This window comes from Pseudomonas sp. LBUM1652 (assembly GCF_059716105.1).
The window spans coordinates 5,913,709-5,938,906 of the sequence record NZ_CP166804.1 but is presented as its reverse complement, the minus strand read 5'-3'; the positions used below and the strand labels follow the sequence as shown (position 1 = coordinate 5,938,906).

32 protein-coding genes are annotated in these 25,198 nt (G+C 60.3%); 12 read left to right on the top strand and 20 right to left on the bottom strand.

What is annotated here, in order from left to right:
* Positions 1-83 precede the first annotated feature (83 nt).
* A complete protein-coding gene (gene rpoH / locus ACA069_RS26875; RefSeq protein ID WP_007913617.1) occupies positions 84-938 on the top strand; it encodes an RNA polymerase sigma factor RpoH in 855 nt (284 codons plus the stop codon).
* Positions 939-1,091: 153 nt separating this feature from the next.
* On the opposite strand, the gene mtgA is transcribed toward rpoH, so the two are convergent.
* Positions 1,092-1,814 carry a monofunctional biosynthetic peptidoglycan transglycosylase gene (gene mtgA / locus ACA069_RS26870; protein WP_187679043.1) on the bottom strand — a complete coding sequence of 241 codons (723 nt, stop codon included), beginning with the start codon at positions 1,812-1,814 and terminating at the stop codon, positions 1,092-1,094.
* A 74-nt stretch (positions 1,815-1,888) separates the two neighbouring features.
* Between mtgA and ACA069_RS26865 the strand changes: the two genes are divergently transcribed.
* The 5 genes from ACA069_RS26865 (at position 1,889) to ACA069_RS26845 (ending at position 5,129) form a co-directional block, all read left to right on the top strand.
* Entirely contained in the window at positions 1,889-2,260 is a 372-nt protein-coding gene (locus ACA069_RS26865; protein WP_401269382.1) for a DUF423 domain-containing protein, read from the top strand.
* A gap of 90 nt (positions 2,261-2,350) precedes the next feature.
* The gene (thiS, locus tag ACA069_RS26860) at positions 2,351-2,551 is read left to right on the top strand and encodes a sulfur carrier protein ThiS (protein ID WP_167394879.1); all 201 of its coding nucleotides are present in this window, start codon (positions 2,351-2,353) and stop codon (positions 2,549-2,551) included.
* Between the two features lie 60 nt (positions 2,552-2,611).
* Positions 2,612-3,406, top strand: coding sequence for a thiazole synthase (locus ACA069_RS26855; RefSeq protein ID WP_042561554.1), 795 nt, complete (start codon positions 2,612-2,614; stop codon positions 3,404-3,406).
* 9 nt (positions 3,407-3,415) lie between these two features.
* Positions 3,416-4,141, top strand: coding sequence for a tRNA (guanosine(46)-N7)-methyltransferase TrmB (trmB, locus tag ACA069_RS26850; RefSeq protein ID WP_497615528.1), 726 nt, complete (start codon positions 3,416-3,418; stop codon positions 4,139-4,141).
* 199 nt (positions 4,142-4,340) lie between these two features.
* Positions 4,341-5,129 (top strand): hypothetical protein, encoded by a 789-nt coding sequence (locus ACA069_RS26845; RefSeq protein ID WP_489879319.1) that lies wholly within the window; start codon positions 4,341-4,343, stop codon positions 5,127-5,129.
* Between the two features lie 19 nt (positions 5,130-5,148).
* Here ACA069_RS26845 and ACA069_RS26840 read toward each other — a convergent pair whose 3' ends face one another.
* The 11 genes from ACA069_RS26840 to ACA069_RS26790 form a co-directional block, all read right to left on the bottom strand.
* Positions 5,149-5,697, bottom strand: a complete 549-nt coding sequence (locus ACA069_RS26840; RefSeq protein ID WP_401269376.1) for an RNA 2'-phosphotransferase — start codon at positions 5,695-5,697, stop codon at positions 5,149-5,151.
* Positions 5,698-5,722: 25 nt separating this feature from the next.
* Positions 5,723-6,046 carry a DUF3392 domain-containing protein gene (locus tag ACA069_RS26835; protein WP_008083808.1) on the bottom strand — a complete coding sequence of 108 codons (324 nt, stop codon included), beginning with the start codon at positions 6,044-6,046 and terminating at the stop codon, positions 5,723-5,725.
* Positions 6,047-6,081: 35 nt separating this feature from the next.
* The gene (hemW, locus tag ACA069_RS26830; RefSeq protein WP_489879321.1) at positions 6,082-7,287 is read right to left on the bottom strand and encodes a radical SAM family heme chaperone HemW; all 1,206 of its coding nucleotides are present in this window, start codon (positions 7,285-7,287) and stop codon (positions 6,082-6,084) included.
* Positions 7,284-7,880 carry an RdgB/HAM1 family non-canonical purine NTP pyrophosphatase gene (gene rdgB / locus ACA069_RS26825; protein WP_095186987.1) on the bottom strand — a complete coding sequence of 199 codons (597 nt, stop codon included), beginning with the start codon at positions 7,878-7,880 and terminating at the stop codon, positions 7,284-7,286. The genes hemW and rdgB overlap by 4 nt, the downstream gene beginning before the upstream one ends.
* Positions 7,877-8,311, bottom strand: coding sequence for a DUF4426 domain-containing protein (locus ACA069_RS26820; protein WP_187679038.1), 435 nt, complete (start codon positions 8,309-8,311; stop codon positions 7,877-7,879). The genes rdgB and ACA069_RS26820 overlap by 4 nt, the downstream gene beginning before the upstream one ends.
* Before the next feature lie 26 nt (positions 8,312-8,337).
* Positions 8,338-8,958, bottom strand: coding sequence for a methionine biosynthesis protein MetW (gene metW, locus ACA069_RS26815; RefSeq protein WP_095186989.1), 621 nt, complete (start codon positions 8,956-8,958; stop codon positions 8,338-8,340).
* Positions 8,959-8,965: 7 nt separating this feature from the next.
* The gene (gene metX, locus ACA069_RS26810) at positions 8,966-10,105 is read right to left on the bottom strand and encodes a homoserine O-succinyltransferase MetX (protein WP_497615527.1); all 1,140 of its coding nucleotides are present in this window, start codon (positions 10,103-10,105) and stop codon (positions 8,966-8,968) included.
* A 234-nt stretch (positions 10,106-10,339) separates the two neighbouring features.
* Positions 10,340-10,630 carry a DUF167 domain-containing protein gene (locus ACA069_RS26805; RefSeq protein WP_401269367.1) on the bottom strand — a complete coding sequence of 97 codons (291 nt, stop codon included), beginning with the start codon at positions 10,628-10,630 and terminating at the stop codon, positions 10,340-10,342.
* Positions 10,627-11,217 carry a YggT family protein gene (locus ACA069_RS26800; RefSeq protein ID WP_187679035.1) on the bottom strand — a complete coding sequence of 197 codons (591 nt, stop codon included), beginning with the start codon at positions 11,215-11,217 and terminating at the stop codon, positions 10,627-10,629. The genes ACA069_RS26805 and ACA069_RS26800 overlap by 4 nt, the downstream gene beginning before the upstream one ends.
* 10 nt (positions 11,218-11,227) lie before the next feature.
* Entirely contained in the window at positions 11,228-12,046 is an 819-nt protein-coding gene (gene proC / locus ACA069_RS26795) for a pyrroline-5-carboxylate reductase (protein WP_497615526.1), read from the bottom strand.
* 23 nt (positions 12,047-12,069) lie between these two features.
* On the bottom strand, positions 12,070-12,756 hold the full coding sequence (locus tag ACA069_RS26790; protein ID WP_497615525.1) for a YggS family pyridoxal phosphate-dependent enzyme: 687 nt from the start codon (positions 12,754-12,756) through the stop codon (positions 12,070-12,072).
* Positions 12,757-12,812: 56 nt separating this feature from the next.
* On the opposite strand from ACA069_RS26790, the gene ACA069_RS26785 reads away from it, so the two are divergent.
* Positions 12,813-13,847: a type IV pilus twitching motility protein PilT gene (locus ACA069_RS26785; RefSeq protein WP_187679032.1), complete on the top strand. Its 1,035-nt coding sequence runs from the start codon at positions 12,813-12,815 to the stop codon at positions 13,845-13,847.
* A 47-nt stretch (positions 13,848-13,894) separates the two neighbouring features.
* On the opposite strand, the gene ACA069_RS26780 is transcribed toward ACA069_RS26785, so the two are convergent.
* Positions 13,895-14,518: a C40 family peptidase gene (locus ACA069_RS26780; protein WP_187679031.1), complete on the bottom strand. Its 624-nt coding sequence runs from the start codon at positions 14,516-14,518 to the stop codon at positions 13,895-13,897.
* 248 nt (positions 14,519-14,766) lie between these two features.
* Here ACA069_RS26780 and ACA069_RS26775 point away from each other — a divergent pair, with 248 nt between their 5' ends.
* Positions 14,767-15,201 (top strand): NINE protein, encoded by a 435-nt coding sequence (locus tag ACA069_RS26775; RefSeq protein WP_187679030.1) that lies wholly within the window; start codon positions 14,767-14,769, stop codon positions 15,199-15,201.
* A gap of 93 nt (positions 15,202-15,294) precedes the next feature.
* On the opposite strand, the gene ACA069_RS26770 is transcribed toward ACA069_RS26775, so the two are convergent.
* The 7 genes from ACA069_RS26770 to gshB form a co-directional block, all read right to left on the bottom strand.
* Positions 15,295-16,566: a dihydroorotase gene (locus tag ACA069_RS26770; RefSeq protein WP_497615524.1), complete on the bottom strand. Its 1,272-nt coding sequence runs from the start codon at positions 16,564-16,566 to the stop codon at positions 15,295-15,297.
* Complete coding sequence (locus ACA069_RS26765; protein WP_007913665.1) at positions 16,563-17,567, bottom strand: aspartate carbamoyltransferase catalytic subunit; 1,005 nt, start codon at positions 17,565-17,567, stop codon at positions 16,563-16,565. Before ACA069_RS26765 ends, ACA069_RS26770 begins: the two co-directional genes overlap by 4 nt.
* 27 nt (positions 17,568-17,594) lie before the next feature.
* Positions 17,595-18,101: a bifunctional pyr operon transcriptional regulator/uracil phosphoribosyltransferase PyrR gene (gene pyrR / locus ACA069_RS26760; RefSeq protein ID WP_187679028.1), complete on the bottom strand. Its 507-nt coding sequence runs from the start codon at positions 18,099-18,101 to the stop codon at positions 17,595-17,597.
* A 97-nt stretch (positions 18,102-18,198) separates the two neighbouring features.
* The gene (gene ruvX, locus ACA069_RS26755) at positions 18,199-18,636 is read right to left on the bottom strand and encodes a Holliday junction resolvase RuvX (RefSeq protein WP_008077844.1); all 438 of its coding nucleotides are present in this window, start codon (positions 18,634-18,636) and stop codon (positions 18,199-18,201) included.
* Positions 18,636-19,208: a YqgE/AlgH family protein gene (locus ACA069_RS26750; protein WP_100846946.1), complete on the bottom strand. Its 573-nt coding sequence runs from the start codon at positions 19,206-19,208 to the stop codon at positions 18,636-18,638. The genes ruvX and ACA069_RS26750 overlap by 1 nt, the downstream gene beginning before the upstream one ends.
* A gap of 135 nt (positions 19,209-19,343) precedes the next feature.
* Entirely contained in the window at positions 19,344-20,243 is a 900-nt protein-coding gene (locus ACA069_RS26745; protein ID WP_008077848.1) for an energy transducer TonB, read from the bottom strand.
* A gap of 107 nt (positions 20,244-20,350) precedes the next feature.
* A complete protein-coding gene (gshB, locus tag ACA069_RS26740) occupies positions 20,351-21,322 on the bottom strand; it encodes a glutathione synthase (RefSeq protein WP_489879325.1) in 972 nt (323 codons plus the stop codon).
* 225 nt (positions 21,323-21,547) lie between these two features.
* Here gshB and pilG point away from each other — a divergent pair, with 225 nt between their 5' ends.
* The 4 genes from pilG (at position 21,548) to ACA069_RS26720 (ending at position 25,198) form a co-directional block, all read left to right on the top strand.
* Entirely contained in the window at positions 21,548-21,952 is a 405-nt protein-coding gene (gene pilG / locus ACA069_RS26735; protein ID WP_187679026.1) for a twitching motility response regulator PilG, read from the top strand.
* A 60-nt stretch (positions 21,953-22,012) separates the two neighbouring features.
* On the top strand, positions 22,013-22,378 hold the full coding sequence (gene pilH / locus ACA069_RS26730) for a twitching motility response regulator PilH (RefSeq protein ID WP_027926574.1): 366 nt from the start codon (positions 22,013-22,015) through the stop codon (positions 22,376-22,378).
* Positions 22,379-22,388: 10 nt separating this feature from the next.
* Positions 22,389-22,928, top strand: a complete 540-nt coding sequence (locus ACA069_RS26725) for a chemotaxis protein CheW (RefSeq protein ID WP_187679025.1) — start codon at positions 22,389-22,391, stop codon at positions 22,926-22,928.
* A 209-nt stretch (positions 22,929-23,137) separates the two neighbouring features.
* A complete protein-coding gene (locus ACA069_RS26720; protein ID WP_497615523.1) occupies positions 23,138-25,198 on the top strand; it encodes a methyl-accepting chemotaxis protein in 2,061 nt (686 codons plus the stop codon).

Here is a 25,198-nt window from a genome sequence, read left to right as displayed (position 1 = left end):
TTTTGGGAACTTGTACTTGAGTTCCCGGTCAATTTTTCGCAGTGCCGAAAGGCGCGAGTTATGTAAGTCGGAGGTTTTTTCGTATGACCAATTCTTTGCAACCTGCGTACGCGTTGGTTCCAGGTGCGAACCTGGAAGCCTATGTGCACACCGTGAACAGCATTCCACTGCTGACGCCGGAGCAGGAGCGTGAACTGGCCGAGAGTCTCTACTATGAGCAGGATTTGGGGGCGGCTCGGCAGATGGTGCTCGCCCACCTGCGTTTTGTCGTACACATTGCCCGTAGCTATTCCGGCTACGGTCTGGCTCAGGCTGACCTGATCCAGGAAGGTAACGTCGGCCTGATGAAGGCTGTGAAGCGCTTCAACCCGGAAATGGGTGTGCGTCTGGTGTCGTTCGCCGTGCACTGGATCAAGGCGGAAATTCACGAGTTCATCCTGCGCAACTGGCGCATTGTGAAAGTCGCGACCACCAAGGCCCAGCGCAAGCTGTTCTTCAACCTGCGCAGTCAGAAGAAACGTCTGGCGTGGCTGAACAACGAGGAAGTCCACCGTGTGGCGGAAAGCCTCGGCGTCGAGCCGCGGGAAGTGCGCGAGATGGAAAGTCGCCTGACCGGCCACGACATGGCCTTCGACCCGGCCGCGGAAGCGGACGACGACAGCGCTTTCCAGTCGCCGGCCAACTATCTGGAAGACCACCGGTACGACCCGGCGCGTCAACTGGAAGATGCCGACTGGAGCGACAACTCCAACAGCAATCTGCACGAAGCGCTGGAAGTGCTGGACGAACGCAGCCGTGACATCCTTTACCAGCGCTGGCTGGCAGAAGAAAAAGCCACGCTGCACGACCTTGCGCAGAAGTACAACGTGTCGGCCGAGCGTATCCGTCAGCTCGAAAAGAGCGCGATGAACAAGCTCAAGTTGTCGATTGCCGCGTAACCGGCGCCTCGGCAAATAAAAACGCCCCGATCAGCAATGATCGGGGCGTTTTCGTTCAGCAGATCAAGAGATCGCAGCCTTCGGCAGCTTCTACAGGTGAAATGCAATCCTCTGTAGGAGCTGCCGAAGGCTGCGATCTTTTGCTTTATGGCGCTACTGCGCCCAGGGCGCCCGGCGCGAATCATTGAGCCCGAGCAGATAGCTCGTCCCGCCCAACTGACTCATCTGCTGGCGAATCCACCCGGCTCGGCGCGAAACATACGCTGTCGGATGGCTCGCACTCCAGACCCGTGGGTTCGGCAGGACAGCTGCCAAATAGCTTGCCTGCTGCCGGGACAGCGACTTGGCGCTTACGCCAAAGTGATGCCGGGCCGCCGCTTCAGCGCCAAATACCCCGTCATCCCACTCGACGCTGTTCAGATACACCTCAAGAATCCGCTGCTTGGGCCAGAACACCTCGATCAGCGCGGTAAACCAAGCTTCCAGACCTTTTCGCAGATAACTACGACCGGCCCACAGAAACAGGTTCTTCGACACTTGCTGGCTCAACGTACTGGCGCCGCGAATCGAGCCTCCGAGTTCGTTATGGGCCAGCGCGGCCTGGATGGCGCTGAAATCAAAGCCCCAATGCTCGGGAAACTTCTGATCCTCGCCGGCCATGACCGCCACCTTAAGATCATCGGAGATCTCATCCCACGGTTTCCAGGTGCGTTGCAGGTCAATCGGCTCGCCGTCGACCCAGGATTCGACCTTGCGCTCGACCATCAGCGCCGTGCCGGGCGGCGGCACGAAGCGAAACAACAGGACCAGCAATACGCTGCCGCCCGCGAACCAGAGCAGGGCCTTCGTGAGACGACGGAAAATTGAACGGAGCATAGAGATGGCTTGGCCGAACCCGTGGAGCGGGCCATTATACAGACCCTGCCGATCGAGTCTGACTGGAGTTCCACATGCTGCGTGGCTTTCTGATGCTGGCCGCTTTCTTTGGTTTTACCGGGGTTGCATTGGGTGCATTCGCCGCCCACGGCCTGAAAAACCGCCTGACGCCCGAGTATCTGGCGATTTTCCACACCGGCGTCACCTATCAACTGGTGCACACTTTGGCGCTGTTCGGCGTGGCGCTGCTGGCCACACAGATTCAGGGGCGGCTGGTGACCTGGGCTGGCGTTTCGTTCTCCATCGGCATTTTGTTGTTCTCCGGCAGTCTGTACCTACTGACCATCACCGGCATCAGCAAGCTTGGCATCATCACCCCGTTCGGCGGCCTGGCGTTTCTGATCGGCTGGCTGTGCCTGGGGCTGGCCGCCTGGCGGCTGAGCTGACCGGGTAGTCCATTTCACGATGAATGGCTTGGGTCGCCCCGTCTGATCGGGCTAGAATGCCAGCCCCTAAAAATGATGGCGGCCTTGCGCATGCGCATTCAGTTGAACGGCGAATCCCTTGAACTGCCCGACGGTGAAACCGTTGCGGCCCTGCTGACCCGTCTGGATCTGACCGGACGCCGGGTAGCAGTCGAACTCAATCTGGATATCGTCCCGCGCAGCCAGCATGCCGACACCACGCTCAACGACGGCGACAATGTCGAAGTCGTGCACGCCATCGGCGGCGGCTAGTCGTTCGGCCCGCAAGGGCACAGAATTCTGCAAGACCCTCACCTTTAAAGAGGATTCCCCATGAGCATCGTTCGTAGCGACAAGCCTTTTGTGCTGGCCGGTCGTACTTACCAGTCGCGTTTGCTGGTCGGTACCGGCAAGTACCGTGACATGGAAGAAACCCGCCAGGCGATCGAAGCCTCGGGTGCCGAAATCGTCACCTTCGCCGTGCGCCGCACCAACCTCGGCCAGATCGAAGGCGAGCCGAACCTGCTCGACGTGCTGTCGCCGGATCGCTACACCTTCCTGCCGAATACCGCTGGTTGCTACGACGCCATCGAAGCCGTGCGCACCTGCCGCCTGGCCCGCGAACTGCTCGACGGCCACAACCTGGTGAAGCTGGAAGTGCTGGCCGACCAGAAAACCCTGTTCCCCAACGTGATCGAAACCCTCAAGGCCGCCGAAACGCTGGTCAAGGAAGGTTTCGACGTGATGGTCTACACCAGCGATGACCCGATCATCGCCCGTCAACTCGCGGAAATCGGCTGCATCGCGGTGATGCCGCTGGCCGGTCTGATCGGTTCGGGTCTGGGGATCTGCAACCCGTACAACCTGCAGATCATCCTCGAAGAAGCCAAGATCCCGGTGTTGGTGGATGCCGGTGTCGGTACCGCTTCCGACGCTACCATTGCCATGGAGCTGGGCTGTGACGCGGTGCTGATGAATTCGGCCATCGCCCACGCCGGTCAACCGGTGATGATGGCCCAAGCCATGCAACACGCGATCGTCGCGGGCCGTCTGGCCTACCTCGCCGGCCGCATGCCGAAAAAACTCTATGCCAGCGCCTCTTCGCCGCTGGATGGTCTGATCAAGTAAGAGCCATTGATGACTGAATCGAACGACACGCCTATCCAGACGGAAGAGGGCGACGAGCGCCAACACCGCCGCATCAAGAGTTTCGTGATGCGCGCCGGGCGCATGACCGAAGGCCAGCAGAAAGGTCTGGATCAAGGCACGCCGCTGTTCGTGCTGCCATTGGCTGACGCACCGGTGGATTACGATCAGGTGTTCGGCCGCTCGGCGCCGCGCTCGCTGGAGATCGGTTTCGGCATGGGCCACTCGCTGCTGGAAATGGCTGCAGCGGCACCGGAGCAGGATTTCATCGGCGTTGAAGTTCACCGTCCGGGTGTCGGCGCGCTGCTCAATGGCGTGCTGACTCAGGGCCTGACCAACCTGCGCGTTTACGACTGCGACGCGATCGAAGTGCTCAACCGCTGCATCGCCGACAACAGCCTTGATCGCCTGATGCTGTTCTTCCCGGATCCGTGGCACAAGAGCCGTCACCACAAGCGTCGTATCGTTCAGGCGTCGTTCGCTGAACTGGTGCGCAGCAAGTTGAAGGTCGGCGGTATTCTGCACATGGCCACCGACTGGGAACCGTATGCCGAATACATGCTGGAAGTGATGAACGTCGCCCCGGGCTACCGCAACCTCGCCGAAGACGGCAAATGCGTGCCACGCCCGGCCGAACGCCCGATCACCAAGTTCGAACGCCGCGGCGAACGACTTGGCCACGGCGTATGGGACCTGAAGTTCGAAAAACTGTCCTGAGCCTTACGCAATAAAATCTGTAGATAAACCTGTGGGAGCGAGCTTGCTCGCGAATGCGATGGATCATTCAGCACTGAGTTGACTGACACCAAGTTTTCGCGAGCGAGCTCCCACAATTGTTTTCGGAGTTTGTTCAAGATTGCTGGTGATCCGCCGAAAGATCTTCGTCCCCCCCCCCACTTGTAAAGGAAGACGAGTCTTGAAAGCCCTTTTCACCTGCATGCTGTTGTTGGGTCTGCTGTTTTCAGCGGCTTGCGAGCGCGTGGTAACGCCCGATGAATACTTCGCCAGCGCGCAAAGAGTGGCCGAAAAAATCCAGCGTGACGCCGATGAGCGGATCAGGCGGGAAGGCGCCGGGGAGCCGGAACTCGCGTATACGCCGGAGCAGTTGCGCAATGCCGAAGGCGATTTTGCAGCGCTTGCAGACAATCTGAAAAAGGCCTCGGATGGCGGGCATATGCTCGCAACGTACTTGCTGGCCAACCTTCAGGACAATCCGATGTTCTCTGAGCGAACGCGGATGGAGGCCTGTGGCCTTTACCAGAAAGCCATGGATCAGGGGTTGCTGGCGGCTGCGGTGGGTTACTACCATTTATGCGACAAGGCATACGAAAGGTTTGATCTGCAAAACGCGGATCATTTGAAGTTCTTGCAGTCGCTGCAACAGTTATTGAGCAAGCCCGACGCTTATGCCCACGTCTATCCTTTGCAGGCCAAGCGTTCGCTGTGCTTCTTCGACGAGAGGGCGACCGCCGGACAGCAAGGCAAATTGGCGGCAATGCGGGCCCGCGCTGTCGCGCTGTTATTGTCAGAAGATCAATATCGGGCTGAGGCCAACTACATTCTTGCGCTGACGCGTGTAAACGAGAATGACCGTCACGACGGTCAGAATATTGCGTATCTGGACAATGCAGAAGCGTTGGGCTGTAAGGACTACTACGGGCTCAGTGCGATGATTCGAAGTGAGGTCAAAGCCAGCGCTGAATAGATGACGAACGTGTCGAGGACTACAACGTAGAGATGAAGCGCACTGGTACTTGCTCTGTTAGCCAGACGCCATTCTCGGCCTGATAGAACTTGAAACCTTGTTCCTGCATCTGCCGCGCGGCGACTTTCAGGATCACCACGGTGCCGTAGCGTTGGCCTACGGCTGAGGCGGTGGTGGTTTCTGCCGAGAGATGCACGTGGTGACGCGATCCGGGGATCAAGCCTTGCTGGTTGATCGAGTCCATGAAGCGCGTCGCCGTGCCGTGATACAGCGTTTCTGGTGGCTGCTTTTCCTCAAACTGCAGCTCCACGCTCTTGGTCGAGTGACCCTGCACGGCGCGGATCTGCTGGCCGTCCTCGGATATCGAAAAGCGTTTCTTGTCGCTGCTCGCCACGACAGTTTCGATCAGCGCGCGATCGAGAGTGCGACCGTCGCGTGCCGCGCCGCTGATCAGCGCTTCGATATTCGCCCAGCCTTCAGAGTCCAGCCTCAGGCCAATGGCCTGAGGCTCGTGGCGCAACACATAGCTGAGAAACTTGCTCGTTTCGTCCATCTGTTTCTTGCTCATGAACTTCCCTGTTTGAATTCAATGATCAGCGGCGGTCTGCGACTACGCCGATCAACACCAGCACCACCAACAGCACCGGTGCCAAGCTGTAATTGTTGAACTGGCTCAATCCCTTGATTACCCAAGGTGTGGCGTAGATCAGTGCTGCACCGCTGCCAATCAAGCACAGCAGGGCCATCAGCGGTACGCGCAGGGCGCCGGCGATGCTGCCCAAGCGTTGTTCGACCCAGCCTTTGAAGTCGGCGCCGAACAGCACCAGCAGGCAGCCGACCAGCGCCAATGCGATTTCCGAGAGGTTGCTGCGGCTCCAGCGGGAGACGGTAGCGAGCAGGTCGAGTATCAAATCCATGCGTTTTCCCTTGGGACAGAAGTTGAGGGTTGGGCTCAGTTCAGGAATTGTTGCAGCAAGTCGTTGAGGAACAGCTGTCCGCGCTCGGTGGCCGCCAGACGTGACGGTTCGACCTGCAACAGACCGCTTTGTTCTGCCGCTGCCCGGCCTTCGGCGAGGCTTTCCAGCGACAGGCCGGTGCGTTCCGGATACAGGCGCGATTCGACGCCTTCGGTCAGGCGCAAGGCGTTCATCAGGAACTCGAACGGCATCTCATCGTTGGCCAGGGCTTTCTCGCCGGCCTGGAAGCTTTTCGCCGGGTTGAGATAGTCCTTCGGCAGGCGCGTCTTCCAGGTACGCACGATGCGCCCGTCCGGATGGCTGAGTTTGCCGTGAGCGCCGGCACCGATGCCAATGAAGTCGCCGAAACTCCAATAATTGAGGTTATGCCGCGCCGGGCGACCGGGTTGGGCGTAAGCCGACACTTCGTATTGCGCGTAACCGTGCTCGGCCAGTAGCGCTTGCCCGGCCTCTTGAATGTCCCACAGCGTGTCGTCTTCCGGCAGCACCGGCGGCTGGTTCCAGAACACCGTGTTCGGCTCAAGCGTCAGCTGATACCAGGAAATGTGCGTCGGCTGCAGTTCGATGGCCTGGCGCAGATCGCTCAAGGCGTCGTCCAGCGACTGATCGGGCAAGCCGTGCATCAAGTCGAGGTTGAAGTTATCGAACCCGGCCTGCCGCGCCATGCCTGCCGCGCGTACTGCTTCGTCGCCGTTATGAATACGGCCGAGCGCCTTGAGCTTTTCCTGCTGGAAACTCTGGATACCGATCGACAGGCGATTGATCCCCAGCTTGCGGTACGCGACAAACTTCTCTTGTTCGAAGGTGCCGGGATTGGCTTCCAGAGTGATCTCGATGTCTTTGGCAAACGGAATGCGCTGCTCGACGCCTTCCAGCAAACGCCCAAGGGCTTGGGCGCTGAACAGGCTCGGTGTACCGCCACCGAAGAAAATCGAGCTGATTTCACGGCCATAAACCGCATGCAGGTCCTGATCGAGATCGGCCAGCAACGCGTCGACGTATTCCTGCTCCGGCAGCACCGGGCTGGCGGTGTGCGAGTTGAAATCGCAATACGGGCATTTGCGCACGCACCATGGGATATGGATGTACAGCGCCAGGGGCGGCAGCGTTGGCAGCGGCGCCCGAGGCGAAGAAGCGGCGCCGCCGATGATCAGCGACGACGCAAAGGGGGTGTCGGTCATTTCAGGCCCAGACGCTGGCGCAGCAGATCCATTGCACGGGCGCGGTGGCTGATCTGATTCTTGTCGGCCGGGCTCAGTTCAGCGCTGGAAACATCGCGCTCCGGCACCCAGAACAGCGGGTCGTAGCCGAAACCGTGTTCGCCGCTGGCGGCAGTCAGGATGCGTCCGTGCCACAGGCCTTCGCAGAGGATCGGCAACGGATCGTCGGCGTGACGCACCAGCGCCAGCACGCAGACGAACTGCGCGCCGCGTTCGGCTTCAGGCACGTCTTTGAGGGCGTCGAGCAGCTTGGCGTTGTTCGCCGCATCGCCCTTGCCGTCGGCATAACGCGCCGAATAGATGCCCGGTGCACCGCCGAGGAAATCCACTGCCAGACCGGAGTCGTCGGCCAGCGCCGGCAGCCCGGAAATACGTGCGGCGTTACGCGCCTTGAGGATCGCGTTCTCGACGAACGACAGACCGGTTTCCTCCGGCTCGACCTTGCTCCACTCGCCGATCGAGCGCAGTTGCACCGAGTCGCCGAGCATGGCCTGGAGTTCTTTGAGTTTGCCGGCGTTATGGCTGGCCAGTACGAGCTGCTTGAGATTCATCATTCGCCGGGGAAAAGTTCTTGGTTGAAGTTGATGGTGTCGATCTTGTCACCGGTCTGCACCTTGATTTCGAAGGTGCGGGTTTCCTGCTGAGGCACCGGGTATTGGGCGATGTAATAGATCGCACCCTGCTCGGTGACTTGCTTGAAGTTCAGCGGCACGCTCTGGCTGGTCAGGTCTTTGACCGTGCCGGTAACGTTGGCGATCAACGGTTTGCCACCCTTGATCACCGAGACGTTGATCACGCCCTGATTCTTGCTGCGGATCAGCTCGGCAGCCTTGGCGATGTCCGGCGTCAGGAAGGTGGAGTTGAAGGTGTTGTAGTGCACGGTGACATCACCGAACACTTCCTTTCGCTCGCCCTTGATGACATCGGCGGCCATCGCGCCGACGCTCAGGCAGGCAGTGATTAACAACAACGCTAAACGACCCATGATCATCCTCCTCGAAATGTCGTGGCTCAGACCGCGACCCGATGATCTGCAAGCACCGGGCTGCTGACGCGGTAGATACCAATTTCACCTAACAGATTAGGCCATAGCTTACTGGCCCACCCGTGGCGGTGCTGTTGATCCACGGCAAGCCGATCAATGACCTTCGCATCACGTTCGCGACAAAGTTCTTCAAAGTCTTCGAAGGTGCAGAAGTGGATGTTCGGCGTGTTGTACCAGGTGTACGGCAGAAACTCGGAGACCGGCATCCGCCCCTTGCTCGCCAGATACCAGCGGCAGCGCCAGTGACCGAAGTTGGGGAAGGTGATGATGCACTGACGCCCGACCCGCAGCATTTCGTCGAGGATCTTGTCCGGGTAATGCACGGCTTGCAGCGCCTGGGTCATCACCACGATGTCGAAACTGTTGCTGGCGAAGTTGCCCAGGCCTTTATCCAGATCCTGCTCGATGACGTTGACGCCTTTGGCCACGCATTGAGCGATGTTGTCGGCGTCGTTTTCCAGGCCATAACCGGTGACCTGCTTGTGGTCGCGCAGCCAGGTCAGCAACTCGCCGTCACCACAGCCCAGGTCGAGGACGCGGCTGCCGGCGGGGATCCATTCCTGGATGATTTCCAGATCAGCTCTCATGGCTTTCTCAAAACGAAATGCGGTTCATGTAATTGCCGAACGCCTGCAAATAGCGCGGGATCGGAATCAGGAAGGCGTCGTGGCCCTGCGGCGCGTCGATTTCCAGGTAGCTGACGTCTTTACGTGCTGCCATCAGCGCGTCCACCAGTTCGCGTGAACGAGCCGGGGAAAAACGCCAGTCAGTGGTGAACGACATCACGCAGAACTTGGCCGTGGCGTTCTCGAAGGTTTTCGCCAGGTTATCGTCGAAGTTCGCTGCCGGATCGAAGTAATCCAGCGCCTTGGTCATCAATAGATAGGTGTTGGCGTCGAAGCGTCCGGAGAACTCTTCGCCTTGGTAACGCAGGTAGCTTTCGACCTGGAACTCGACACTGTGGAAGTCGTAGTTGAGCTTTTCGCTCTTCAGGCCTCGGCCGAATTTCTCGCCCATGGAATCGTCGGACAGGTAGGTGATGTGCCCGACCATCCGCGCCAGCATCAGGCCGCGTTTGGGGATCACGCCCGCTTCCTGGAACGAACCGCCGTGGAATTCCGGGTCTGTAAGAATCGCCTGGCGCGCCACTTCGTTGAAGGCGATGTTCTGCGCCGACAACTTGGGGGCCGAGGCGATCGCCAGACAATGGCGCACGCGATCCGGGTAAGTGATGGTCCATTGCAGCGCCTGCATGCCGCCGAGGCTGCCGCCGATCACCGCTGCCCATTGGCCGATGCCGAGCAGGTCGGCCAGACGCGCCTGGCTGTGTACCCAGTCTTCCACGGTGAGTACCGGGAAGTCGGCACCGAACGGTTTGCCGGTCTCCGGGTTAATACTGCTCGGGCCGGTGGAACCGTTGCAGCCGCCCAGATTATTCAGGCTAACCACGAAGAATTTGCTGGTGTCGATCGGTTTGCCGGGGCCGATGCAGCTGTCCCACCAACCGGGCTTGCGGTCGTCGGGGCTGTGATAGCCAGCGGCGTGGTGATGGCCGGACAAGGCGTGGCAGATCAGCACGGCGTTGCTCGCCTGCGCGTTCAGCGTGCCGTAGGTTTCGTAGATCAGGTCATAAGCGGCCAGCGAACGGCCACAGGCCAGAGCCAGCGGTTCGCTGAAGTGCGCCGTTTGCGGCGTCACCAGACCAACAGAATCGGGGGGAAAGGCAGTTGGCATCGACCCTGCTCTCGTTGAAATGAGGCGTAAGTCTAAAGACCGGGGGGGTTAGCGGCAAGCAACGATCGGGCATGATCGTTCATTGAGCGAAGTCCCCTGTGGTGAGGGGATTTATCCCCGATGGGCTGCGTAGCAGCCCTGTAATCACTTGGCAGTGCCAAGTGATTGGGGTTGGCAACAACCAGGCGGCCGCTCCGCGACCCATCGGGGATAAATCCCCTCGCCACAGGGTGATCAGGAGCGCATCAGGTCAGGCAATTCCGGCAACTTCTTCGGCGAGCAAATCTTCACCCGCTTCTGCCGGTTCAACTCACCGCTAAGCAGACTGACCTGGCTCTTGGAAACCCCAAAAGCCTTGGCCAGAAAGCCCATCAGATACGCATTGGCCTTGCCCTCGACCGGCGGCGCGGTCAGGCGGATCTTCAGCCGATCACCATGCAACCCGGCGAAGTCATCGCTACGGGCCGCAGGTTGCAGGTGACATTCCAGAATCAGGTCGTCACCGTCCCAGCGAAACCAGCTCACATCAGCAGGCGCAAGATTTCCGGCATCATCGTCATCGCCGCGAGGTTGTTGATCACCAGCATGTCGATCAGCTTCAGCGCCAGGAACGCGAAGATCGGCGACAGGTCGAGCCCGCCGAGGCTCGGCAGGAACTTGCGGAACGGCGCCAGGGCCGGTTCGCAGATCTGGTTGACCAGCTCAGCGCCCGGGTTGTGGCTGCCCGGGGCGACCCACGACAGGATCACGCTGATGATCAGGGCGAAGAAGAATATCTTCAGAAACAGCGCGGTCACGCCGATCAGCGACCAGATAAACAGTTGCAGCGGGTTACCGGTGGTGCCGTAAGTCAGCAGCAGGGTCAGCGCCATCAACGCCAGTTGAACCAGAATTGCCAGTACCAGCGACGACATGTCCAGGCCGAACATGCTCGGGATGATCCGGCGCAGTGGCTTGAGTAGCGGCTGAGTCGCTTTGACAATGAACTGGCAAAGCGGGTTGTAGAAATTCGCCCGTACCAGTTGCAGGACGAAGCGCAGCAGTACGATCAGCAGGTACAGACTGCCGAGGGTTTGCAGCACGTAAACCGCTGCGGTGTTCAATCCAATCATTTAAGGCTCCTTATTTGCCCAGTTGTTCGGCCATTTCGGCCGAGCGGTGCGCGGCGGCGCCGAGTGCTTTTTCTACCAGGGCTTCGAAACCACCGGCCTGGAACGATTTGATTGCAGCTTCAGTAGTGCCGGCCGGCGAGGTCACGCGACGGCGCAGTTCGGCGGCATCGACGTCACTGGAAGCCGCCATGTGCGCGGCGCCCAGAGCGGTTTGCAACGTCAGTTGTTCGGCAGTTTCTTTCGGCAGACCGAGTTTGACGCCAGCGGCGGTCATGGCTTCGATCAGCAGGAAGAAATACGCAGGGCCGGATCCGGACACTGCAGTCACCGCGTCCAGTTGCTGTTCTTCGTTCAGCCACAAAGCGATGCCGACGGCGGACAGCAGCTCTTCGGCTTGCTGGCGCTGGTGGGCGGTGACTTCGCTGGTGGCGTACAAGCCGCTGACGCCCTGACGCAGCAGCGCCGGGGTGTTGGGCATGCAACGCACGATCGGCTGCTCGCCGAGCCATGCGGTCATGCTGGCGCAAGTGATGCCGGCGGCAATCGAGACCACCAGTTGATTCGGTTTCAGGCTCGGGCGAATCGCTTCGCACACGGCTTTCATTGCCTGAGGTTTGACCGCCAGGACGACGACGTCGACGCCATCGATGGCCTGGGCGTTGTCGGCAAAGGTTTCGATGCCGTGTTCGGCGCTGACTTTGGCGCGGGTTTCTTCACCCGGGTCGCTGGCGCGGATGTGCGCGGCTTCCAGACCCTTGGCCCGCAGGCCGCCGATGAGGCTGGCGGCCATGTTGCCGGCACCGATAAAGGCAATACGTGTGTCGCTCATGTCAGGTCCTTATCCAGAAATGTTCAAGATTGGGAATAGTCGCGGGCGCCGAAAAGGGCCGTACCGATACGAACCCAGGTGGCGCCCTGGGCAATGGCCGACTCGAGGTCGTGGCTCATGCCCATGGAAAGTGTGTCGAGCGGTAGATTCAGGCTGTCCTGCAAACGTTGCACGGCAGCAAAAGCGGCATCCTGTTCGGCGCGATCTTCGGTCGGCTCGGGGATCGCCATCAAACCGCGCAGTTTCAAGCGCGGCAGGGCGCTGATGGCGTTGGCCAGGGCCGGCAGGTCGTCCGGGGTGCAGCCGGACTTGCTGGCTTCACCGCTGACGTTGACCTGAATGCAGATGTTCAGTGGCGGCAGATCCGCCGGGCGCTGTTCGGACAGACGCTGGGCAATTTTCAGACGATCCACGGAATGCACCCACTCGAAATGCTCGGCGATGGCGCGAGTCTTGTTCGATTGAATGGGGCCGATGAAGTGCCAGATCAAGGGCAGGTCGGCCAGTTCGAGCTGTTTGCTCATGGCTTCCTGCAGATAGTTCTCGCCAAAGTCGCGCAGGCCGGCGGCATACGCTTCACGCAGGGCTTCGGCGGGTTTGGTCTTGCTGACCGCGAGCAACTGCACGCTGTTTTCAGTGCGCCCGGCCGCTGCGGTGGCAGCCTGGATGCGCGAACTAACCAGTTGAATGTTGTCTGCTATCGTGGACATCAAGAGGCGCCAGCGGTCTGAAGGTTCGCGGCATTCTACTGGAATTGAGGAGCGCTATGGATATCACTGAACTACTGGCCTTCAGCGCCAAACAGGGAGCTTCCGACCTGCACCTGTCGGCCGGTCTGCCGCCGATGATCCGCGTCGATGGTGATGTGCGGCGGATCAATCTGCCGGCGCTGGATCACAAGCAAGTGCACGAATTGATCTACGACATCATGAACGACACCCAGCGCGTCGACTTCGAGAAACATCTGGAAACCGACTTTTCCTTCGAAGTCCCCGGTGTCGCGCGGTTCCGGGTCAACGCTTTCAATCAGAACCGTGGTGCCGGCGCGGTATTTCGCACCATCCCGTCGAAAGTGCTGAGCATGGAAGACCTCGCCATGGGTGATGTCTTCCGCAAGATCACCGACGCCCCGCGTGGACTGGTGCTGGTCACCGGGCCGACCGGTTCCGGCAAGTCGACCACGCTGGCGGCGATGATCGATTACCTCAACACCCATCGCCATCACCACATCCTCACCATCGAAGACCCGATCGAATTCGTTCACGAATCGCGCAAATGCCTGATCAATCAGCGCGAAGTCCACCGCGATACCCGCAGTTTCGCCACCGCTTTGCGTTCAGCGCTGCGGGAAGACCCGGATGTGATTCTGGTGGGCGAGATGCGCGATCTGGAAACCATTCGCCTCGCACTGACCGCCGCGGAGACCGGGCATCTGGTGTTCGGCACGCTGCACACCACTTCGGCAGCCAAGACCATCGACCGGGTTGTGGACGTATTCCCCGGTGACGAGAAGTCGATGGTGCGCTCGATGCTGTCGGAGTCGTTGCTGGCGGTGGTGTCGCAGACGCTGATCAAGAAGATCGGCGGCGGGCGCGTGGCGGCGCACGAGATCATGCTCGGCACGTCGGCGATCCGTAACCTGATCCGCGAGGACAAGGTGGCGCAGATGTATTCGTCTATTCAGACGGGTGGGTCGTTGGGGATGCAGACACTGGACATGTGCCTGAAGGATCTGGTGACCAAGGGCTTGATCAGCCGGGAGCATGCGCGGGAGAAGGCGCGTACGCCGGATAACTTCTGAGAGAGGCGTGATCGTTCCCACGCAGAGCGTGGGGACGATCCGCGGTGTTAGCGTTGAACTACACGCAACTGCTTGCTGGCAGGTTCTTTCGGCAACACCCGCTTGGCAACCACGTAATGCTTTTGCCAATACGGCTTGTTCAGCGTATCGATGCTCACCGATTTGCCACGGCGCGGTGCGTGGATGAAGCGGTCGTTGCCCAGGTAGATGGCAACGTGGTTGACCTGACGGCTCTTGATGTTGAAGAAGATCAGGTCGCCCGGTTTCAGATCCTTGCGCTCGACTTTCTCGCCGTGGCCGCTGGCCATGGCGTTGGAGGTGCGTGGCAGGTCGAACGTGGCGTCGTTGAACGCGTATTTCACCAGACCGCTGCAGTCGAAGCCTTTACTTGGGCTACTGCCGCCCCAACGATAAGGAGTACCGAGGACGTTCACCGCGCGGCTAAGGACATTGCTGCTTTCCTTGCTCGCCATCGGTGGCACCAGCTTGCTGTTGCCCTTGCTGCTCAGCGTGGTGACTTTGCTTTGCTTGCTTTTGCTCGAAGGGGCAGAAGCATGGGATTTAGGGGTAAAGCCGTTAACGTTGGGAAGACGTTGCTCACGATTGGTGGCGTGGGCGGCCAGTGGCATTAATAGGCAAATAGTTAGCCATGTCTTGAAAAATGGTCGCATTAGGCGTGGCTCTTAAGTGGTAGCGCGCAACTTTATAACAGCTTTTTTGTCCCTTCCGAGTCCGTTGGTCGATTCAATCGGCAGGCAACGGAACCAAATAAGCGGCAAATTGACGCGATTGTCTGACAGAAGTCCGGTGCTATAAGGCTTTGACGGTTGCAACGGTAACATTTGCCATACGTCGGCTACCTGTAAAAAAGTCACAAAGAATTCAAGAATATTTATCTATCGAGTGAAACGAGGTCTTCATGAACAGCTATCAGCTACCCCGTGTGAAGGAAAAAGACACCCACAGCAAACTCATCGGTTACCTGCTGTGGATCTTCGGATTTACCGGCGCTCACCGTTTTTATTACGGCAAGCCAGTGACCGGAACGATCTGGTTCTTCACCTTCGGTTTGCTGGGCATTGGCTGGCTGATCGACGTGTTTCTGATCCCGGCGATGGATCGCGAGGCAGATTTGCGGTTTGCCGAGGGGCCGATCGAGTACAACGTAGCGTGGATTCTGCTGACGTTCCTTGGGGTGTTCGGTGTGCACCGGATGTACCAGGGAAAGTGGATCAGCGGGTTGATCTACCTGCTGACGGGCGGGTTGTTCTTTATTGGCGTGCTGTATGACTTCTGGACGCTGAATGACCAAGTGTCGGTGCGCAACATGCAGAATCGCGGCGCCTTCCAGTAAGTCTTCGCGAGCAAGCTCGCTCCCACAGGGGATTTGTGTTGTTCACAGATCCAATGTGGGAGCGAGCCTGCTCGCGAATGGGGCAACTCGGTATCAAGCCTGGTGGCTGATCCGCCCATCCACCAGGGTGTAACGAACCACACCCGGCAGACTGTGCCCAAGGAACGGGCAGTTCTCACCCTTCGACAACCAGCCTTCGCCAGCCACAGTCGACGCTTTCGGGTCGAACAGCACGATATCCGCTGCACCCCCCACCGTCAGTTTGCCCGCCGGCAGGCGCAGCGCCTCAGCCGGGCCAGCGCTCAGGCGCGCCAGCAGTGTCGGCAGATCGAGCAAGCCATCCTCAACCAGCGTCATCGCCAGCGGCAGCAGCAATTCAACGCTGCTGATGCCTGGCTCGGTCGCGCCGAACGGTGCCAGTTTGGCATCACGCTCGTGGGGTTGGTGATGGCTGGAAATCGCCGAGACCACACCGGACTTCACTGCTTCACGCAGGGCATCGCGATCCGCGCGGGTGCGCAGCGGCGGCTGGACGTGATAGAGGCTGCTGAAATCGATCAGCGCTTCGTCGGTCAGGATCAGTTGGTACAGCGCGACATCCGCCGTCACCTTCAGGCCACGGGCCTGCGCCTGAGCGATCAGGGCCACGCCGCGAGCGCTGGTCAACTGGCTGAAGTGCGCGCGCACGCCGGTTTGCTCGACCAGCAGCAGATCACGGGCCAGCGCCACGGTTTCAGCGGTTTCCGGAATGCCCGGCAGGCCGAGGAAACTGGCGACCGCGCCTTCATGGGCCAGGCCGCCTTCTGCGAGATCGTGATCCTGCGAGTTGAAGATCACCGTCAGGTCGAACGTCGCCGCGTAATCCAGCGCCCGGCACAGGGTGCGGGTGTTGCGGAAACTCTCCAGACCGTTGCCGAACGCCACACAACCGGCGTCGCGCAACGCAACCAGTTCGGCCAGTTGCTCACCGTCCAGACCTTTGCTCAGTGCGCCAATCGGGAACACCTTGGTGTTGCCGGCCTCGCGGGCGCGGTCGAGGATCAGTTCGGCCACGGCGGAGGTGTCGAGCACCGGTTTGGTTTTTGGTGGGCAGCACAGGCTGGTCACGCCGCCCGCCGCTGCCGCGCGGGTTTCGCTGGCGATGCTGCCTTTGCGGCTGTAGCCCGGCTCGCGCAGGGCGACGTTCAGATCGACCAGCCCCGGAGCGGCCACAAGGCCTGAGGCGTCGATAGTTTCTACAGCGCTGAAACCGGCCGGTGCCGCGCCGAGGGCGACGATCTTGCAGGCTTCAACGTGAATGTCGGTGATTTGATCCAGGCCGCTGCTTGGATCGATGACGCGGGCGCCGAGAATGCTGAGCTTCACTGGGCGTTCTCCTGCTCGAATTGGCGCTGGGCTGTTTGCCCGCTCATGGCCATGGACAACACAGCCATACGAATCGCGATGCCGTAAGTGACCTGATTGAGGATCACCGAGTGCGGGCCGTCGGCCACCGCCGACTCGATCTCCACGCCACGGTTGATCGGCCCCGGGTGCATGACGATGCAATCGGGCTTGGCCCCGGCCAGGCGCGCGGTGGTCAGGCCGAACAGGCGGTAGAACTCGCCTTCGCTTGGCAGCAGGCCGCCGGTCATGCGTTCACGCTGCAGGCGCAGCATGATCACCACGTCGACGTCTTTCAGGCCTTCGGTCATGTCGGTGTAAACCTTCACGCCGTATTGCTCGATGCCGATCGGCAGCAGGGTTTTCGGCGCGATCACGCGGATGTCCGGGCAGCCGAGGGTTTTCAGGGCAAGCATGTTCGAACGCGCGACCCGCGAGTGCAGGATGTCGCCGACGATGGCCACCGAGAGGTTTTCGAAACCGCCCTTGTGCCGACGGATTGTCAGCATGTCGAGCATGCCCTGCGTCGGGTGAGCGTGACGGCCGTCGCCGCCGTTGATGATCGCCACTTGTGGGCAGACATGCTCGGCGATGAAGTGCGCGGCGCCGGAATCCCCGTGACGCACGACGAACATGTCGGCGGCCATGGCTTCAAGGTTGCGCAGGGTGTCGAGCAGGGTTTCACCTTTACTCGCCGACGAAGTCGACACGTTCAGGGTGATCACGTCCGCCGACAGCCGCTGGGCCGCCAGTTCGAAGGTGGTGCGGGTGCGCGTGGAGTTTTCGAAGAACACGTTGCACACGGTCTTGCCGCGCAGCAACGGGACTTTTTTCACGGCCCGGGCTCCGACTTCGAGGAACGAGTCGGCAGTATCGAGGATTTCCGTCAGCAACTCGCGGCGCAGGCCGTCGAGCGAGAGGAAGTGGCGCAGCTGGCCCTGATCATTGAGCTGCAGCGGGCGCTTGGTATCTAGAGGCGTCATCGCGAGGGGGACTCTCAATAGGGCGGATTAAAGGGCAAAGTCTTGCAGTTCGAGCGTCAGCGGCTCGGGGCCTGACAGCTTCACGCGCTCGTGGGTGGCCAGCGACAGGGTCGCGCCCACCACGTTCGGGCGGATCGGCAGCTCGCCGGCGTCCAGGTCAAGCAGGCAGACCAGTGTCACGCTGGCCGGGCGGCCGTAGTCGAACAGTTCGTTCATGGCGGCGCGGATGGTGCGGCCGCTCATCAGTACGTCGTCGATCAGCACCAGATGCTGGCCTTCGATCTCGAAGGGCAGGGCGGACGGGCGCACTTGTGGGTGCAGGCCGTTCTGGCTGAAGTCGTCGCGGTAGAAGGAAACATCCAGCGTGCCCAGCGGCGCGTCGCTGCCCAATTCCTTGAGCAAGGCTTGCGCGACCCAGATGCCGCCAGTGCGGATGCCGATGTAACGCGGTTCGCTGATATCACGCTGTGCAAGGTGCGCCTTGAGGCGTGTCGCCATCTGGCTGATCAGATCGGCGGGATTGGGCAGGCTCATGGTTGCTCCTTCTTCGACCCGAGCCGCGTCCTGCCGGACGTGGCTGGGGGTTTAGCCAAAAGAAAAGCGCCGTAGCGCTTTTCAGAATTAAATGCAGTCAGGATTCAAACAGTGCGGTGTTTTCATCGAGCCAGCCCTGCAACAGCAGAGCGGCGGCGATGGCGTCCACTGGGTTGTCGCGGTAACTGCCCTTCTGGCCGCCGCGCACCAGACGTTCGCCCTTGGCCTCGAAAGTGGTCAGGCGTTCGTCGTGGGTATAGAAGGGCACATTGAAGCGGCCGTTGAGGCGGCGGGCGAACTTCTCGGCGCGCAGGCACATCTCGCTGGGCGTGCCGTCCATGTTCAGCGGCAGGCCAACGACGACGGCGTCGGGTTTCCATTCCTTTATAAGGGCTTCGACCTGATTCCAGTCGGGCACGCCGTTTTGTGCTTTCAAGGTGCACAGCTCGCGGGCCTGACCGGTGATCACCTGGCCGACGGCAACGCCGATCTGTTTGGTGCCGTAGTCGAAGCCGAGAATCAAGCGCAGGGCCATCAGGCGTGACCTGCCTGGCTGGTCAGCAGGTTGAGGTCGATCCCCAAGTGCCTGGCTGCCGCGTCCAGACGCAGTTCGCTGCTGGTGTTGAACAAAATGTCGGTGTCATATGGGCAGGTCAGCCAGGCGTTGTCGGCCATTTCGGCTTCCAGTTGCCCGGCTTCCCAACCGGCGTAACCGAGGGCGATCAGGCTTTTTGCCGGGCCCACGCCGTCAGCGATGGCGAACAGCACGTCCTGCGAAGTGGACAGTGCCAGGTCGCCGTCGAGCTGGGCGGTGGCCTGGAAGGTCTTGCCCGCTGGGTGCAGGACAAAACCGCGATCGGTTTGCACCGGGCCGCCAATGAAGATCGGTACATGCTGGCAGAGGCCCGGCGGATCGATGTCCGGTCGCAGTTGCTCGAGGATGTCAGCCAGATTCAACTCTTGCGGCCTGTTGACCACAATCCCCATGGCACCATTGGCCGTGTGCTCGACGATGTAGGTCAAGGTGTGGGCAAAGTTCGGGTCGGCCATGTGTGGCATGGCGATCAGGAAGTGATGCTTGAGGTAGCTGGGGCTGACGTTTTTCATGTGCGCTAGTGTGGCGTTCAAGGGGCGAACTGACAAGCTGAAGCAGCCAAAAGATCGCAGCCTTCGGCAGCTCCTGCATGGGAATGCGGGGCAATTGTAGGAGCTGCCGAAGGCTGCGATCTTTTGATCTTTCTCTTAATTGCTGGAGAGCTTGTCGCCCCTTGCGAATTTCCAGGTGCGGATGATTTCCAGTCGGTCGATATCCGATAGATCACCGGTAAACGGTGCAAATGGCGCCGCCAGTCGGACAATGCGCTGTGCCGCCTGATCCAGCAGCGGCTGCCCCGACGATTCCAGCACCAGCACCTCATACAGCGAGCCGTCGCGGTTGATCGAGACCATCAGGCGCAAATTGCCGTAGATCTGCTTGCGCCGTGCTTCTTCCGGATAATTCAGGTTGCCGATGCGCTCGACCTTCTTGCGCCAGTCGTCCTTATACCAAGCGCCTTTGTCACGCATGGTCGACGCCGCGCTCAAGCGGTGAATTCGCGGACGCTTGGCGTACAGCTGTTGTTCCTTGGCCAGTTCCGCTTCGAGGCTGGCGATGTCGCTGGACAACTGCGAGCTGTCGAACTCCGGCGCGTCGACGGTCGGTTTGACCTCGGTCTTGGTTTCTTCTTTTTTGGTCGGGGCTTTTTTCGGCTTAGGCGCGACAGTCGTCACCGCAGCCTTGGGCGCGGCTTCCTGTACTTCAGGCTTGGCGGCGGGCGGCGGCGTGACCTTTTTGACCTGGTTGTCCTGGAACGGCGCGACCTCGGTGGTCTTCGGAATCGCCTTCTTGTCCAGCGTGCCGCTGCCTTCCTGATGCTCTTGCGCGAGGAAGTCAGCCTTCTCGGGCTTCTTTTCGCTCTTGAAGGTGGCGAGGGTGATTTCCAGGGTTTTGCTGATCTGCTTGGGCTCGACCATGGTGAAGCCGACGCCCAGCAGCAGCGCCAAGTGAATCAGCGCTGCGAGAAACAGGGTAAATCCGAGGCGATCGGCCGGGCGCACGCCACGATGGGCGAGTTCTGCGGGCAGATCGGACGGGAGGGTCATGACAAGAAAACCAACATCGCGCTTTTCAGAGGCTGCGCATGATAACGCAATGTTGGTTTCACGCCTTGGGCTTCACGCTTCAAGCGACAGACTGCATGTGACACACATCAAGCTTGCGGCTTTTTGCCGGCGGCTTGCAGCTTCTTGTCGATGGCATCCATCAGCATGCCGCCGATGTCGGTGCCGAAAGCGTTGTCGATTTCGCGGATGCAGGTCGGGCTGGTTACGTTGATTTCGGTGAGGCTTTCGCCGATCACGTCCAGACCCACGAACAGCAGGCCCTTCTCGCGCAACGTCGGGCCGACCTGAGCGGCAATCCAGCGATCCTTTTCAGTCAGCGGACGCGCTTCACCACGACCACCGGCCGCGAGGTTGCCACGGGTTTCGCCCTGGGCCGGAATCCGCGCCAGGCAGTAATCCACCGGCTCGCCGTCAATCATCAGGATGCGTTTGTCGCCGTCCTTGATCGCCGGCAGGTAGGCCTGGCCCATGATCTGCTGGCCGCCGAGGGCAGTCAGGGTTTCGAGAATCACCGACAGGTTCGGATCGCCGGCACGGTGACGGAAGATCGAGGTGCCGCCCATGCCGTCCAGCGGCTTGAGGATCACGTCGCCGTGCTTGGCAGCGAATTCGCGCAGGACATCGGCGCGGCGGCTGACGATGGTCGGTGGCGTGCACTGCGGGAACAGCGTGGCGAACAGCTTTTCATTGCAGTCGCGCAGGCTTTGCGGTTTGTTGACCACCAGCACGCCGGCGGTTTCTGCCTGCTCGAGCAGGTAGGTGGAGTAGACGAACTCCATGTCGAACGGCGGATCCTTGCGCATCAGGATCACGTCCAGATCGCTCAGCAGGTTGTCCTGCTCGGCGTCCAGTTCGAACCATTTTTCCGGGTTGGCGAACACTTGCAGCGGCTTCATCCGCGCCCGTGCCTGACCTTCGGCCTGATACAGGTCGCGCTGTTCCATATAGAACAGTTCCCAGCCGCGCTTCTGCGCAGCCAGCAGCATGGCCAGCGAGCTATCCTTTTTATAGGAAATGCTGGCGATAGGGTCCATGACAATCCCGACGCGAACGCTCATTGGGTTTTCCTCGAAAATTGGCTACCGGATCGGTATGAAAAAAGTGCCGCCAGAGTGGCGCCGGGCGGGTTTGCGGTCAAGGGAAAACCCGTCGATAGATTGCATCTGGAGACTGTGCTAAAAAGGCTGCCATGCAGTGCTGGCCCTTGAACATCAAGGGTTTCCAGCCATTACTCATCGCAAAACGGACAATTTGATTCGCAAAGGCGACGGTAGAGCCCCCTTATGGAACAGCAGTCCAGCGCCTTGAAGGTCATGGTGATCGACGACTCGAAAACGATTCGCCGCACCGCTGAAACCTTGTTGAAAAATGTGGGGTGCGAAGTCATCACGGCGATCGACGGTTTCGACGCTTTGGCGAAGATCGCCGACAACCATCCCGGCATCATCTTTGTCGACATCATGATGCCGCGTCTGGATGGTTATCAGACCTGCGCTTTAATCAAGAACAACAGTGCGTTCAAGGCCACGCCGGTGATCATGCTGTCGTCCCGGGACGGGCTGTTCGACAAGGCCAAGGGGCGGATTGTCGGCTCCGATCAATTTTTGACCAAGCCTTTCAGCAAGGAAGAACTGCTCAGCGCGATCCAGGCCCATGTTCCGGGCTTTGCCGCCGCTTTGCCGCAGTAAGACACGTACAGTGACGCTCGGCCAGCGGGCCGGATGTCGACAAGAAAAATGGGGAAAACCATGGCACGTATCCTGATCGTCGATGATTCGCCGACTGAAATGTACAAACTGACCGGCATGCTGGAAAAGCACGGCCATGAAGTGCTCAAAGCCGAAAATGGCGCCGACGGCGTTGCCCTGGCCCGTCAGGAAAAACCCGACGCGGTGCTGATGGACATTGTCATGCCCGGCCTCAACGGCTTTCAGGCGACCCGTCAGTTGACCAAGGACCCTGACACCGGGCACATCCCGGTGATCATCATCACCACCAAGGATCAGGAAACCGACAAGGTCTGGGGCACCCGCCAAGGCGCCAAGGACTACCTGACCAAACCGGTCGATGAAGAGACTCTGATCAAGACCCTGAACAACGTGCTGGCCGGTTGATCGCGCGGCCATGAGCGAATCGCTGACCGCGTTCGAACTGCTCTGGCAGATTGACCAGCGCTGCCGCTTGCTCGCGGCCGACCTGCCATCGCAACCGGCGCGTCAGGATCGCTGGAGCGGTATCGGTTTTCGCCTCGGCGAACACTGGTATGTCGCGCCGATGGGCGAAGTCAGCGAAGTGCTGCACGAGCCGCGCTGCACTCAGTTGCCTGGGGTCAAACCTTGGGTCAAAGGGGTGGCTAACCTGCGTGGGCGGTTGCTGCCGATCATGGACCTGTGCGGTTTCTTCGGGCATGAGCTTTCACCGCTTCGTAAGCAGCGGCGGGTATTGGTGGTGGAGCATGGCGACGTGTTTGCCGGGCTGATGGTCGATGAGGTCTTCGGCCTGCAGCATTTCGAGCAAGACAGCTTTGAACCGCTGTCGATCAGCAAGCGCCAGGGCTCCAAGGCCGAGTTCGTCAAAGGGTACTTCCGGCGTGAGCAGAACTGGCGGGTGTTCAGCCTGTTTGCGCTGGCCAAATCCCCGGTGTTCATGAGCGTCGCAATTTAGTCGAAACACCACCCAAACCTGTGGGAGCGGGATTTGTGGTGAGGGGATTTATCCCCGATGGGTCGCGCAGCGGCCCCAAAACCTGAATTGAATCTGGGACATCGCGGGTGCAGGTTTTGGGTCGGCTTCGCCAACCATCGGGGATAAATCCCCTCGCCACAGAGCTCGTTCCCACAGTGGGCCGTTGCAGGTTTCATAGGCGAGGACCGATGACAAAAGCAAAAACAGGCAAGCCGGCGGAAGGATCGCGCAGTCGCTCGCAGATCATCGTGCTGTTCATCGCACTGATCGTGTTCATCATGCTGCTGTTTGCCAACTTCGCTTACCTCAACACCCAGGCGAACTACGACAAGCAGTACATCGGTCACGCCGGTGAGCTGCGCGTGCTGTCGCAACGCATTGCCAAGAACGCCACTGAAGCCGCCGCCGGCAAGGCTGCCGCGTTCAAGTTGCTCAGCGATGCGCGCAACGATTTCGCCCAGCGCTGGAGTTACCTGAAGAAGGGCGACCCGGCCACCGGCCTGCCCCCGGCGCCGTCGACCGTGCGCCCGGAAATGCGCGCCGTGCAGCTCGACTGGGAACGCTTGCTGAAAAACACCGACGCCATTCTCTCCAGCGAACAGACCGTGCTGTCGCTGCATCAGGTCGCCGCGACCCTGGCCGAAACCGTGCCGCAGTTGCAGATCGAATACGAAAAAGTCGTCGAGATCCTGCTCCAGCGCGGCGCTCCGGCGGCACAAGTGGCGATGGCCCAGCGCCAATCGTTGCTGGCCGAACGCATCCTCGGTGCGGTGAACACCGTGCTGGCCGGCGATGAAAACTCGCAGCAGGCTGCCGATGCGTTTGGCCGCGATGCCACTCGCTTCGGCCAAGTCCTCAACGGCATGCTTCAGGGCAACCCGGCGCTGAAGATCAGTCAGGTCGAAGACCGTGATGCCCGCGCGCGCCTGAGTGAGATTTCCGAGCTGTTCCAGTTCGTTTCCGGCTCTGTCGATGAAATCCTCGAAACCTCGCCGGAGCTGTTCAAGGTTCGCGAGTCGGCCAGCAACATCTTCAACCTCTCGCAAACCCTGCTCGACGAAGCCTCGCACCTGGCCAACCGTTTCGAAAACCTCGCGGGTGGGCGCAACACCGACACCATCGGTGGCTACGTGCTCGGCTTGCTGGCGCTGGCGTCGATCATCCTGATCGGTCTGGTCATGGTCCGCGAAACCAATCGCCAGTTGCGCGAGACCGCCGAGAAGAACGAACGCAATCAGAACGCGATCATGCGTCTGCTCGATGAAATCGAGGATCTGGCCGACGGCGACCTCACCGTGACCGCCTCGGTGACTGAAGACTTCACTGGCACCATCGCCGACTCGATCAACTATTCCGTCGATCAACTGCGCGATCTGGTGGCGACCATCAACCTCACCGCCGGCCAGGTCGCGGCGGCCGTGCAGGAAACCCAGGCCACCGCCATGCACCTGGCTCAGGCCTCGGAACATCAGGCCCAACAGATTTCCGAAGCCTCGACCGCGATCAACGATATGGCCCAGTCCATCGATCAAGTCTCGGCCAACGCCGCCGAGTCCTCGGCGGTAGCGGAGCGTTCCGTGGAAATCGCCAACAAAGGCAACGAGGTGGTGCACAACACCATCCACGGCATGGACAACATTCGCGAACAGATTCAGGACACCGCCAAACGCATCAAGCGTCTAGGCGAGTCGTCGCAGGAAATCGGCGATATCGTCAGCCTGATCGACGACATTGCCGACCAGACCAACATCCTCGCCCTCAACGCCGCGATTCAGGCGTCGATGGCCGGCGATGCCGGGCGTGGTTTTGCCGTGGTCGCCGACGAAGTACAACGGCTGGCCGAGCGCTCGTCCGCCGCCACTCGGCAGATCGAAACGCTGGTGCGGGCGATCCAGACCGACACCAACGAAGCGGTCATCTCCATGGAACAGACCACCACCGAAGTGGTGCGCGGCGCGCGGCTGGCGCAGGATGCCGGGGTGGCCCTGGAAGAAATCGAAGGCGTGTCGAAGACCCTTGCGGCGCTGATTCAGAGCATCTCCAACGCGGCGCAGCAGCAGACGACGTCGGCCGGGCAGATCTCGCTGACGATGAATGTGATCCAGCAGATCACCACGCAAACGTCGTCGGGCTCCACGGCCACCGCCGAGAGCATCGGCAACCTGACGAAAATGGCCAGTCAGTTGCGTCGTTCGGTGTCAGGGTTCACCTTGCCGGCGGCATCCGCGTCGTCGACGGATAAAGTGTGA